This window comes from Planctomycetota bacterium, from assembly GCA_018242585.1.
Lineage (GTDB): Bacteria > Planctomycetota > Planctomycetia > Pirellulales > PNKZ01 > JAFEBQ01.
This window is the reverse complement of sequence record JAFEBQ010000002.1, coordinates 130645-142496: the sequence shown is the minus strand read 5'-3', so window position 1 is coordinate 142496 and position 11852 is coordinate 130645. Positions and strand designations below refer to the sequence as shown.

General features: G+C 61.0%; 15 protein-coding genes. 14 read left to right on the top strand and 1 reads right to left on the bottom strand.

The features are described 5' to 3' along the window. Window positions 1–112: 112 nt before the first annotated feature. Window positions 113–259, bottom strand: coding sequence for a hypothetical protein (locus JSS27_01155; GenBank protein MBS0207538.1), 147 nt, complete (start codon window positions 257–259; stop codon window positions 113–115). Between the two features lie 193 nt (window positions 260–452). Between JSS27_01155 and JSS27_01150 the strand changes: the two genes are divergently transcribed. The 14 genes from JSS27_01150 to JSS27_01085 all read left to right on the top strand — a co-directional run bounded on the left by JSS27_01150 (window position 453) and on the right by JSS27_01085 (window position 11846). Then, complete coding sequence (locus JSS27_01150) at window positions 453–1325, top strand: ATP-binding protein (protein ID MBS0207537.1); 873 nt, start codon at window positions 453–455, stop codon at window positions 1323–1325. A gap of 57 nt (window positions 1326–1382) precedes the next feature. Further along, complete coding sequence (locus JSS27_01145; GenBank protein ID MBS0207536.1) at window positions 1383–1910, top strand: DUF669 domain-containing protein; 528 nt, start codon at window positions 1383–1385, stop codon at window positions 1908–1910. Window positions 1911–2024: 114 nt separating this feature from the next. Continuing rightward, a complete protein-coding gene (locus JSS27_01140; GenBank protein ID MBS0207535.1) occupies window positions 2025–2477 on the top strand; it encodes an HNH endonuclease in 453 nt (150 codons plus the stop codon). A 2-nt stretch (window positions 2478–2479) separates the two neighbouring features. Continuing rightward, window positions 2480–4186, top strand: coding sequence for a DEAD/DEAH box helicase (locus JSS27_01135; protein MBS0207534.1), 1707 nt, complete (start codon window positions 2480–2482; stop codon window positions 4184–4186). 131 nt (window positions 4187–4317) lie between these two features. After that, window positions 4318–4524, top strand: coding sequence for a hypothetical protein (locus JSS27_01130; GenBank protein MBS0207533.1), 207 nt, complete (start codon window positions 4318–4320; stop codon window positions 4522–4524). A 26-nt stretch (window positions 4525–4550) separates the two neighbouring features. Continuing rightward, the gene (locus tag JSS27_01125; GenBank protein MBS0207532.1) at window positions 4551–4910 is read left to right on the top strand and encodes a hypothetical protein; all 360 of its coding nucleotides are present in this window, start codon (window positions 4551–4553) and stop codon (window positions 4908–4910) included. Further along, entirely contained in the window at window positions 4903–5748 is an 846-nt protein-coding gene (locus JSS27_01120) for a hypothetical protein (protein ID MBS0207531.1), read from the top strand. Before JSS27_01125 ends, JSS27_01120 begins: the two co-directional genes overlap by 8 nt. Before the next feature lie 150 nt (window positions 5749–5898). Continuing rightward, complete coding sequence (locus JSS27_01115; protein ID MBS0207530.1) at window positions 5899–6075, top strand: hypothetical protein; 177 nt, start codon at window positions 5899–5901, stop codon at window positions 6073–6075. 16 nt (window positions 6076–6091) lie between these two features. Next, window positions 6092–8329 carry a DUF3987 domain-containing protein gene (locus JSS27_01110; protein MBS0207529.1) on the top strand — a complete coding sequence of 746 codons (2238 nt, stop codon included), beginning with the start codon at window positions 6092–6094 and terminating at the stop codon, window positions 8327–8329. A gap of 308 nt (window positions 8330–8637) precedes the next feature. Continuing rightward, a complete protein-coding gene (locus JSS27_01105; GenBank protein MBS0207528.1) occupies window positions 8638–9003 on the top strand; it encodes a RusA family crossover junction endodeoxyribonuclease in 366 nt (121 codons plus the stop codon). Further along, the gene (locus JSS27_01100) at window positions 9000–9284 is read left to right on the top strand and encodes an HNH endonuclease (GenBank protein MBS0207527.1); all 285 of its coding nucleotides are present in this window, start codon (window positions 9000–9002) and stop codon (window positions 9282–9284) included. The genes JSS27_01105 and JSS27_01100 overlap by 4 nt, the downstream gene beginning before the upstream one ends. A 58-nt stretch (window positions 9285–9342) precedes the next feature. After that, the gene (locus JSS27_01095; GenBank protein ID MBS0207526.1) at window positions 9343–9606 is read left to right on the top strand and encodes a hypothetical protein; all 264 of its coding nucleotides are present in this window, start codon (window positions 9343–9345) and stop codon (window positions 9604–9606) included. A 113-nt stretch (window positions 9607–9719) separates the two neighbouring features. After that, a complete protein-coding gene (locus JSS27_01090; protein ID MBS0207525.1) occupies window positions 9720–10193 on the top strand; it encodes a phage terminase small subunit P27 family in 474 nt (157 codons plus the stop codon). A 90-nt stretch (window positions 10194–10283) separates the two neighbouring features. After that, a complete protein-coding gene (locus tag JSS27_01085) occupies window positions 10284–11846 on the top strand; it encodes a terminase large subunit (protein MBS0207524.1) in 1563 nt (520 codons plus the stop codon). The last annotated feature ends 6 nt before the right edge of the window (window positions 11847–11852 follow it).

Here is an 11852-nt window from a genome sequence, read left to right as displayed (position 1 = left end):
TACGGCGTTCGCCGCGCAGTGGCAAATCGCACGAAGGCAAAGGCGTAAATATGATCGACGCAGAACAAGCCGGCGCGCAGTTCGCTTTACTGATTCGTCGCGCGATTGAAGTTCAGTCGCGAACCGGAGCGGCGACCGACGTAATCGCGCGGCACGTTACGTCGTCGGCCGTCGTGTTCGTCGTGTCAGTTGGGCCAGTGTCGGCGCGTGGCGACTTCGCGGCTTGCGATGGCTGGTTGGTGCGGCAAATGGAATCCATCGTTCAGGGTAGCGCGAATGCTATTCACTGTTTGTCTGGACTGGCAGCCGACCGCGATCGCTGTTCAGTCGGCTCGACGGTTAAAGCCTAGCCAATGGCGGCCGCGGCCGTCGCAATATCCTGGTTCATACGGCTAGCGTTAGGTTCGTCGCGGCGAGCCATGAAGCAAACGACACTCAACGGAGCAACGGCAATGCAACTAGTACAGGGTGGACCGAATAACCCGCGGCGAATGCTTTTCTTCGGCGACAACGGTATCGGCAAGTCGGAACTTGCCGCGTCGTTCCCGACGCCGGTCGTGCTGAACTATGAAGACGGCATGACGGGCTTGCCAGTCGATCAGACGGCGAAGCTGTCGACCTATCAGGAAACGCTCGACGCGATTCGCTGGCTGATCGAAGTCGACCAGCAGCATCAAACGATCATTGTCGATACGGCCGATTGGCTGGAAAAGATCGTCTTCTTCCAAGTCGCCGACCAGCGCGGCAAGGACACAATCGAGGACATTGGCTATAGCAAGGGTTACGAAGCAGCCCGCGCGACCTGGCATTATCTGATCGAAGGCTTTTCGCGGCTGTGGCGCCAGGGCCGGCACGTCATCTTTACGGCTCACCTGAATACGCCAAAGTTCAAGGCGCCCGACGCTGACCAGTACAACTATTACGCGCCGGCCCTGCACGTTGAAGGCTCGTCGCCGCTGCTGGATTGGTGCGACGAGATTCTGTTCTTGCGAACGAAGGTCAACGTCATTCAAAAGACGGAAGGCTTCAACCAGAAGCGCGGCGTCGCGATCGGCGGCGAAGAACGTGTCATGCTGACGCAGGAACGCGCCAGCCACGTCGCCAAGAATCGGCTCGGGCTGCCCTACGAAATGCCCCTATCCTGGCCTGCTAGCTCGTCGCCGCTGTTCGGCTACCTGGCGAAGTGTCGGCTGATGCAGGTTCAAACCGCCGGGAATATTGCCGGCGTCGTCAGCGACGGCAGCAGTAAACCGGCAGCAACCGCTAACGGCGCCAGCTCGACGCCGGTAACGGACGAGTTGGCCGCGCATATGCTCGGCACGTAACGCCGAGCGATTCGATTTTCTGTCCGACCCTCAACACGAAAGCACGGAGGTTTAACCGTGGGGAACTTTGACGACGTTGGCGGCTTCGACGCCAATCAACACGAACCGAATCAGTCGTTCGACGTAATGCCGGCCGGCGTTTATGACGCGATCATTTGCGGCAGCGAAATGAAGGCGACGAACGACGGCCGCGGCAAGTACCTGAAGTTGGAGCTTCAGATTCTGAACGGCACGTTCCAGAATCGCAAGCTGTTCGACAATCTGAACCTGCTGAACGCCGGGGCCAAGAAAGTCGAAACCGAGCGGATTGCGAAGGGAACGCTGTCCAGCATCTGCCGAGCCGTCAACGTATTGACGCCGCGCGATTCGAGCGAGCTGCACAACAAGCCGCTGCGAATCAAGGTCGTCGTCACCAAGGACGACCCGCAATACGGCAAGCAAAACCGCATCAAGTCTTACATGCCGCGCGGTGGCAACAGTGGGCCGGCGACGACGGCCGCGACGCCAGGTAATGCCCCGACCGATGGACCGACGCAAACACAGCCGGCGCCCGCCGGCAATAGCGGCCAACGACCCTGGGGCTAAAACGCAGCGCTGGGGCTGCTAGCCGCACGTCGTACGCTGGTAGTACGAATGCCGATTCATGGCGGCAGGACGGTTCGACTCCGTTCGTGCGGCTTTGTAAAGGAATGCGATTCGATGGCGTTAGCACGGAAGCGAAAGCGCAAGGTTCGACGGCAACGGGCTCGGCGGCTCGGCGACGACGAACTGTTGTGCCTGCTCGACGAAGGAGCGTTGAGGGTCGACGGCCAGGCGGGAACGGCGTTTAAGGGAGCGCGCCGCCTGGCCGTTTCGACTTGTCATCGCGGCTACTTGTTCGTCGAAGTATATCACGAACGCGGCCGACGCAAGATCGCGCTACATAAACTCGTCTGGATGGGCTGCAACCGGCAGACTGTGCCGAGCGGCTATCAGATTCACCACGGCGACCGCGGCAAGCGTTGCAACGCAATCAGCAACCTGACGCTGCGCGAGGCGATCGAACACGGCTGGTATCACGAATGGAAACGATTTTGTCAAAGCAGGTTCCCAACCTACGAAGAGTTCAGGGAGTGGAAGAAAGCGCAGCCGGTCGATGATTCGGAGTTTTGAACGTGTCGTACGCGCTGCGCTGGTATCAGCAGGAAAGCTGCGACGCTTTCTGGTCGTCGCTGTGCGGTCAGCCGGGCAACCCGCTGATTGAGCTGCCGACCGGCGCCGGGAAGTCGATCGTCATTGCCGAGATAGCTCGAAAAGCCTGTCAAGAGTTTAACGGCCGAGTCATGGTATCGCAGCATCGAAAAGAACTGATCGAACAGAACGCGAATAAAATCGCTGCGTTGCTGCCGTTCGGTTTGCGTTGCGGCAAATACTCCGCTGGCCTGCGCCGGTTCGCGACCGACGAGGCGGTGATCTGCGCTGGCATTCAGTCGGTTTACAAGAAAGCGGAAATCTTCGGCGCGATTAACCTGCTGCTGATCGACGAAGCGCACCTGGTGCCGACCGACGGCGAAGGCATGTACCGCAAGTTCATCGCCGACCTGCTGGAAATCAATCCCCGCTTAAAGATCGGCGGCTTGACGGCGACAGCGTTCCGAACCGATTGCGGCAAGCTGTACGGGCCGGGCCTGCTGTTCTCTCACGTCTGTTATCAAGCGCATATTCCGCGGCTGATCGCCGACGGCTTCCTGTCGCCGCTGGTCAGCCGGCCGGCTCGCGAGTCGTACGACACGACGAAGCTACACGTCAGGGCCGGGGAGTTCATCCTGCGCGAAATGGAAGACGCATTCGCCGGCGACGCCAGCAAGGTCGAACGGGCTTGCCAGGAAATTGCCGCGGCGGCTGCCGGCCGACGTAGCTGCATGGTGTTTTGTACTGGCGTCAGGCATGCCGAGCTAGTCGCGAAGTCCCTGGCGTCGATCACCGGCGAAGGCGTCGAGCTAATCACCGGCGACACGCCCGAGCTATTGCGTAGCACGGCGACGGAGCGGTTCAAGTCGGGCAAACTTCGCTGGCTTGTCAATGTCGACGTGCTGACGACAGGGTTCGACGCCCCTGGCGTCGACTGCATCGCGGTTCTACGCGCCACGATGAGCGCTGGCCTATTCGCGCAGATATGCGGCCGCGGCATGCGTACAGCCAGCGGGAAAGCTGACTGCCTGATTCTCGACTTCGGCGGCAATATCGGCAGGCATGGCCCGCTCGATTCGCCGGCGTACGGCCGAGTCGCCATGTCCGACCGATCGGCGTCGAGCGACGAGCCGCAAGAGGGACCGCAAAAGGAATGCCCGAACTGTGGCATTCAACTAGCTGCCGGCCGGAAGGCTTGCGACTGTGGATTCAAGTTCCCCCCCCGCGAACTGAAGCACGACGACAAGGCCGACGGCTCGGGGCAGATACTGTCGGCGCCGCAAACCTGGCGCGTCGTCCAGATCGAAATGGCCCCGCACTTCAAGCGGAGCAACCCCGACGCGCCGCCGACGTTGCGCGTCGACTACCTTTGCCAGCCAGCCGGCGACGAAGGGGCCGGCAACCTGACCGAGCAAACCATTAGCGAATGGGTCTGCATCGAACACGATCCAGGCTTCGCCTATCACAAAGCCTGCTTGTGGTGGCGCGCTCACAGTCGGGCGCCGATGCCAGCGACGGTCGAAGAAGCAATCGAGTTATGGCAGCGCGGCGCGGTCGCGACGCCAGCGGAGATTGAGACAGTACAGGAAGGGAAGTTTCATCGCATTACCGCGCAGCGAATCGACGAGCTGCCGACGACCTGGGCCGACGAAGTCGCGGCCGTTCCGTTTGATGGGGATTCTTTGTTCTAAGGGGAAGCAATGGCTGCAATCGACGCAATCGGCTGGACACTGCTAGGAATCACGCTGATCGGCTGGGGCGGGCTAGTGGTCTGCCTTGTCGGCGTGACGCTGATCGACGCTTGGCACAAGGGGAATCGCAAATGATCGGCGTCGGCCTAGCGTTATCAATCCTGGCGGCAGTCACCGTCGCATACTTCGACGAGCGGCAGGCGCGGCAGGAAGCCGAACGGCAGATTCGCCGCGAACAAGCTTGTCGGCGCATTGACCGCGACACGATTGAGCGCTTGCAAGCTGACCTGAGGATTGAACGCGACCGCTGGTATCGAGGAAGGAACCGCACAGCATGAAAACACTAGCTAGGGAGGGCTGAAGAATGGCACCAATCGACTATACAAAGCCGCTGCGCATGATCGGCGGCGATCGCTGTAAAGCGTACTGGGACGAAGCCGCAAAATGCTGGTTCATTCCCGGCACGATCAGCGCGACGCATCGACTGTACCTGGACAGCAGCGGCTGCCTGGTTGAGTTCGAGCGGTGCGGGCCGGTGGTGGAGAATGTCGCCGAGCCGCGCAGCGTCGCCGACATTAACCGCGAACTGCTGGAACTGCGCACGGAGCATTACGAACAGTTTAGCTGCGAACCGCTGATTCGGCGACAGCCGCGGCGGCAGGTTCGGCGGTTCATGCGCAGGGCCGCGGTCGTTCTCTTTGGTGGAGGGTATCAAGTTGACTAGCGCAGTTACCGCAGCGGCTTCCTGGTTCGGCAGCAATCGCACCCTGGCTAGCTACGTTGGCCGGCTGGTCGACGGCTGCGAATGGGTCGGCATCCCCTTTGCAGGCGGCATGGCCGAAATAGCGAAGATCAACGCCCGCACGATCAACGTCAACGACCTGCATCGGCACGTTATCAACCTGGCTTCAGTCATTGCCGACCCGCTGCTGGGTCCGAAGCTGTACCGACGGCTGCGCAGGCTCGCGCATCATCCCGACACGCTGCTAGACTCGCAGGAACGCTGCGAGCTGATCGAACGAGGCGAAGCGTCACCCGACGACGAAGCCGGCCGCCTGGCGTGGGCTGTCGACTATTTCGTTTGCTCTTGGATGGCGCGGCATGCTTCGGCCGGCACGCGCGGCGAGTTCAAGCAGTCGCTGTCGGTTCGCTGGGAAGCTGGCGGCGGCGATTCGGCGGCGCACTTCCAAGGAGCGATCCGGGCGAGCGCCAATGAACTGCGCCGCGCCCTGCGCCGTTGCAACTTCACGACGCTCGACTTTCGCGACTTCCTGGCGAAGTGTCTCGACAAGGATCAGCCAGGGCACGCAATCTACTGCGACCCGCCCTTTGACGGGCCGGGGAATAAATACAAGTACAAGTTCAGCGAACAAGATCATCGCGACTTGCGCGACCTGCTCGATAAGTTCCAGCAGGCGCGAATCGTCGTCAGGTATTACCGGACGGCGTTCATCGAATCACTATATCCGCTCGCCGACTGGGACTGGCTGCCGCTGGTCGGCAAGAAACAAACGAACGCGGAAGCGAAGGAAGTCTTAATTACACGGAGGGCGAGCCTGTGACGCTGACGCAGCAGGAATGCCACGAACTAGAGCAGGTGCGATACGACTACTCGCGCGCCGGGTTTTGCCCCCCCTGGTACGTTCTCGCGATTGACAAGCTGCGCCGTCGCGTCACGAGTTGGAAACGAAGCAGACGAAAGAGGGGGCGGAATGAATCGCGTCAGCGAGTTCGCCGAGAATCTTCAATTCGCTGTCGCCATGTCGGCGATGCTGCTGCTTGGCGTCTTGTTATTGCTGCATTCTAAGCATGATGATTACTCGACGTGGCTGCTGCTTTTCGAAATGACCCTCAGAGCAGTTGCGGCAATGATGATAAGCGACGGCTAACGGACGGGCGGAGCGAATGCACGGAAGCAAACCACCTGACGCGCCGGCGGAGCTGCGCGACCTGGAACAGTGGGTTCTCTGGCGCAACATCGACGGCCGCAAGCTGCCAGTTGACGCCGTTACTCGCGGCGCCGCGAAGTCGAACGACCCGACGACCTGGACCGACTACGAACGGGCCTGCGCCGAGCTGCTGAACAGCAACTGCGACGGGCTCGGGTTCGTCTTCGCGCAAGGCGGCGGCTTGTTCGGCATCGACCTGGACGGCTGTATTCACGACGGCGAGCTAGCCGACTGGGCCGACGAGATTCTTCAGCACTTCCCGACGTATGCCGAAATCAGCCCGAGCGGCCGCGGCGTCAAATTGTGGTGCGCGGGCCAGTACGGGGGGAAGGGTCGCAAGCTGACGCTCGGCGAACCGATCGACGGCAAAGCACCCGCGATCGAACTGTACGGGCACGGCCGTTACTTCACGCTGACCGGCGACAGGTTCTGCGCAGCCGGCGGCCCTGACTGCTGCTACGGCGTAACCGACTGTTCGGCCGGGCTCGCCTGGTTGCTGGCAACCTATTGGCCCGAGCCGGAACAGCCAGCGACAGAGCATCAGCCGATGCCCGCCGGCGACGCGCACGACAGCATACCGGCGACTGTGCCGCAATCCGTCGCCGAGCGGGCCCGGCTTTATCTACAGCACGTCGACCCGGCGGTCAGCGGCCAGAACGGACACAATACGACGTTCCGCGCGGCCTGTGCCCTGGTCGTCGGCTTCGGCCTGACGCCAGAGCAGGCTTACCCCCTGCTGGTCGAATGGAACGGCCGCTGTCAGCCCCCCTGGAACGAAAAGGAACTGCGACACAAGCTGGCCAGCGCCGACAAGGAAGCCGGCGAGCGGGGGCACTTGCTGACTGAACAAGGCTATCGCGCCGATTCGGCCGCCGTCGAGCCGACGGTCGACCTGTCGGCAATTCTCGCGCAGCTTTTACCGACCGCGCCGGCGACGGTCAGCGATGAGCCGACGCCAGCGGGGGAATTCCCGGCCGACTGCCTGCGCGTCCCCGGCTTCATCGGCGACGTCATGGGCTATACCCTGTTCAACAGCCTTTACCCGCAACCAGAACTTGCCCTAGCCGGCGCCATTGCGCTAATGGGGGTTCTGACCGGCCGCAAGGTTTGCGACGCCAGGAACACGCGCACGAACGTTTATCTAGTCGGCGTCGCGCCGTCGGGCTCGGGCAAGGACGACGCCAGGGCGACGAACAAGGAAGTTCTCATTCGCGCCGGCTCGGCGGCAATGCTCGGGCCCGAGTCGATCGGCAGCAGCGCTGGCCTGATAAGCTGGTTGAAGCAGCAGCCGGCGGCGCTGTTCCAGCTCGACGAAGTTGGGCGGCTGCTGCAAACGATGCAGTTTGCCAAGTCGTCGCACTTGTTCAACATTGGTAGCCAGTTGTTGAAGCTGTACAGCTCGGCGAATCAGATATTCGTCGGCGACGCTTATGCCGACGTGAAAAAAATACAGACGATCGTCCAGCCGCATGCCTGCGTTTATGGCACGTCGACGCCGGGTAAGTTTTGGGAGTCGCTGAACACGGATAACGTCACCGAGGGGCTCGTCGGCCGGTTTATGGTGTTCGAATCGGCCCGCGGCTACCCCGACCCGGTTGACAACGGGCGGCTGGAACTGCCGGCGTCGATCGTCGAGCGGGCGCGCTGGTGGCTGGAATACGTGCCCAACCGCAACAGCGGCAACCTGGCAGGCCAGGGGGAGTTGACCGTGCCGCAATGCGTGCAACACACGCCCGAGGCGGCCGAGCGGCTCAAGGAACATCGCAACGCGATTGCGGCCCGGCGCAAGTCGGAACCTATTGAGCAGGCAGCAGTTTGGTCGCGTGCCAATGAGAAGGCGGCCAAGCTGGCGCTGTTGTTTTCGTGCAGTCGTGCCGATCGCGCAGCCCCCGACTGCATAGATATTGCCGACGTAGAACGCGCGATCAAGCTTTCAAACTGGCTGACGCGCGAAATGGTCAACAAGGTGTTTCGGCACGTTGCGGACAGCGAGAACGAAGCCCGCATTAAGAAGGTTCTCGGCAAGATCAGGGATGGCATGAGCATGAGTGAACTGTTGCGACGAACACAGTTCATCAAGTCGCGCGACCTGACCGAGATTTTGGGACGCCTGGAAGAGACTGGTGCCATCGCTTGCGAGTGGCGCGAATCAGGCGGCAGAACCACGAAGGTTATCAAGCGGCTCATCGCCTAGCCTGCCCAACTTCTTTCAAACTTCTTTCAAAACGCGCGCTGAAGAAAGTGAAACAAGTCCGGTCGCGGCTGCGCTTCTTTCAGCGCGCGCTGAAAGAAGTTTGAAAGAAGTTTGAATCGTTAAGTATATATAAAATATATAGATAGATACTTATTTCATTAATTCATTGTCTCTCTCATCTCTATCTCGATTCTGGTCGTTTTCGGGTTCTTTTTCCGTCTGTTTCGTTGTTTCTTACAAGGCGCTGAAAAAAGCGCTGAAAGAAGGGTGGAGCGTTGCCCATTGTCACAACTGACCGCAATCAGCGCATCTCACTAGAGTTGCCCTATCCGCCATCAATCAATCACTACTGGCGACACGTCGGCCGGCGGGTGCTGATTAGCCAGGCGGGGCGCGAGTATCGGGCAAAGGTCGTTCGCGAGCTGGCTGCGCTTCGCGTTGAGACACTCTCTGGCCCGCTGTGCGTCGAGTTAGGCGTATGCCCGCCCGACAACCGCGATCGCGACCTGGACAACATCCTAAAGGCTTTATTCGACAGCCTGACAAAAGGCCAGTTCTGGCAGGACGACAAGCAAGTTCGCCGGCTCGTCGTCGACTGGTACGACCCGACGCCTGACGACGCCGGCGCTGTCACTGTGACGGCAAGCCCGTTGGAACGAAAGGCAAGGCGATGACGGCCCAGCGAATCAAGCAGCATCGGCCAGCGATCGCGCCGGCCCGAGTCGCGACGACGGCCGAGCGGTCGGAAGACAAGCGGTTCTATGCTTCGGCCCGTTGGCGCCGGGTTCGGCTAATCGCTCTGGCTCGCGACCCTATCTGCGTCAGGTGCGGCCGAGCGGCCAGCGAACACGTTCACCACAAGCAGCCGCGGAAAGATCGACCCGACCTGGCGTTCGACCTGAACAACTTGGAAGGGGTTTGTCAGCCCTGCCATAACGCCGAGCCGGTTCGCTAGCCGCATAGATAAAAGGCACGACAAGAAAATGATTCATACCTGCGGAGCAGTCGCGACCATGTACCTAATCACTGAAGCCGTCGCCCGCGCTCGGGCCATGTTTCACGAAGCGACGCCGTTCGTCGAGATGGGCGCCGCTGAAGTCGTCGCGCTGCTGAAGCCGTGGCTGTCCGACGCCAGCAAGCGCGCCGAGCTAATGGCGCTGATTGCAAAGGAAGTCGAAGCGGTCGCGCCGAGCGTTGCGCCGGCCGTCGCTGTTGCTGAGACTGCCGCGATCGAGGTCGCCGCGGCTGAAACCGCTGCGCCGGCCGGCGCAAAGTAAGGCGAAAGCTGCCAAAGTGGCAGGGGCGGGTCGAAATCTTTGACTTTGCGCGCCCCCTAGACGACCCACCAGAGAGCGTATTTTTTCGGGAAATTGGGGCACGTTAGACAATCATGCCCCGTGGTCGCCCCCCTAAACCGTCGACGGTTCACTGGCTGAATGGCGACCCGTCGCGAACGCGACGCTATGAAGTCGAGCCGAGCGGCGCCGCTGGCCTGCCCGACAAGCCGGCCGACCTAGGCAAAGTCGCTAGCAGCAAATGGGACGAATTGGTGCCGCTGCTGTCTGAAATGCGCGTTCTAACGCGCAGCGACGCAGAAGTTTTGCGGCTGTACTGTGAAACATTTGCCAGGTACATCGAGGCTAGCAAGTCGATTGCCGACGGCGGAATGACGACCTGTAACGACAGCGGTACGGTCGCGAAGTCTCCCTACGTCGCGATCGTCCAAGATTGTTCGCAGCTCATGGCGAAGCTACTGATTGAGTTCGGTTTCAGCCCTGCGGCTCGGGCGCGCATGCGAATGAAGGCACCCGAGGCGAAGCCAGTCAGCAAATGGGACGGCAAGTTGAAGGTTCGCCGAGCATGATGATAGGCAACCTGATGAGCGACCTGCTAGACCTGCTGGCCTGGGCATGGCTCGCGATTGCTGTCGCCTGCCTGCTCGCATAGATAAGGTGTGGCGAAGCGGAGCATTCCTAAAAACGCGCAGGCACGCGCCGCGCTCGATTTTGTCAGCAACCTGACGCTGGTCGGCGACGCCAGCGGGCAGCCGTTCAAGCCGCTGCCGTTCCAGCGCGACATTCTGTCGACGATCTTCGGCACGCTCGACGCCGCGGGCCGGCGTCGCATCAATCGCGTTTTCCTCATGCTGCCCCGCAAGCAGGCGAAGACTTACCTAGTCGCCTGCGTCGTTCTGTACTGGCTGCTGGGCCGCGGCCTGAAGGGGCAGCAATGCCTGTCGATCGCGAACGACCGCGCACAAGCCGGCCTGCTGTTCGATATGTGCCGGCAGATGCTGGCGGCCGACGACGAGCTGTCGGCGGTGACGGAAGTCATTCCATCGACGAAGCGCATTACGGTTCAAGAGGCGTTCAGCTATTACGCCGCGCTGTCGACTGAATCGACGACGAAGACGGGCTTCAATCCCTCGCTGGTCGTCGTCGACGAAGCGCAGGACATTACCGACGGCGACCTGATTAAGAATATCACGACGGGCCGCACGGCTCGCGACGATTACCTGACGTTCTTTGTGGGCACGGCCGGCAAGCGGAAAGACACTCCGTTTTATGCGGAGTATGAGTACGCAAAAAAGTGGCTGGCTGGCGTCGTCGAGAATCAGAACTATTTCGCGTGGGTGTACGAAGCGACGGAAGACGCCGACTGGACCGACGAAAAAGTCTGGCGGGCCACGATGCCAGCCTACGGCAAGTTCTGCCGCGCGCAAGCCGTGCGCGAAGAGTTCGAGCTGGCCAAGGAAATGCCGCACAAGGAGCAGGATTTTCGGCAGTACCTGTTGAACCAGTGGCAGATTTACGCCGATGGCGCCGCGAAGTTTTGCAACGACGCCCCCTGGATGCTAAACGCTGGCCAGCCGCGCAGCGACGGCGGCGAATACTTCGGCGGGCTCGACCTGGCGAGCGTCAATGACACGTCGTCGCTGGTGCTGTTCGGCCGCAACAGCGACGGAAAGTTTGACGTGCTGCCGTTCGTTTGGGTGTGCGAGGAACAGATAGCCAAGCGACAAACGGCGCAGTTCGATTACGACCAATGGCGCCGGGCAGGCTTCCTGCGCGTGACGCCGGGCGGGTCGCAAGATCAAGAGGTCATCGCGCGCGATATTGTCGAGCTGTCGAACAAGTACCGAATCAAAAAAGTCGCGGTCGACCGCTGGGGTACGAACTGGATTGCGCAGGCGCTAGCGAACAGCGGGCTAGAAGTCGTCGGGTTCGGCCAGGGCTTTCAATCCATGTCGCCGGCCCTGAAGCATTTACAAAAGCTGATTCTCGACGGGCTGCTGTGTCACGGTGGCCACCCGGTTCTACGTTGGATGGTCAGCAATGCCCGCGTCGACAGCGACGCCGCGGGGAATATCAAGCTGAACAAGTCGAAATCTGACGAGAAAATCGACGGCGTTCAGTCGCTCGCGATGGCGGTCGGCGTGCAAATGGACGCGGCGACCGACGTTCAGTTCGGCGTCGGGCGGTCGGTCTATGAAGACGGCGGCCTGCTGGTTCTCTAAACGCGC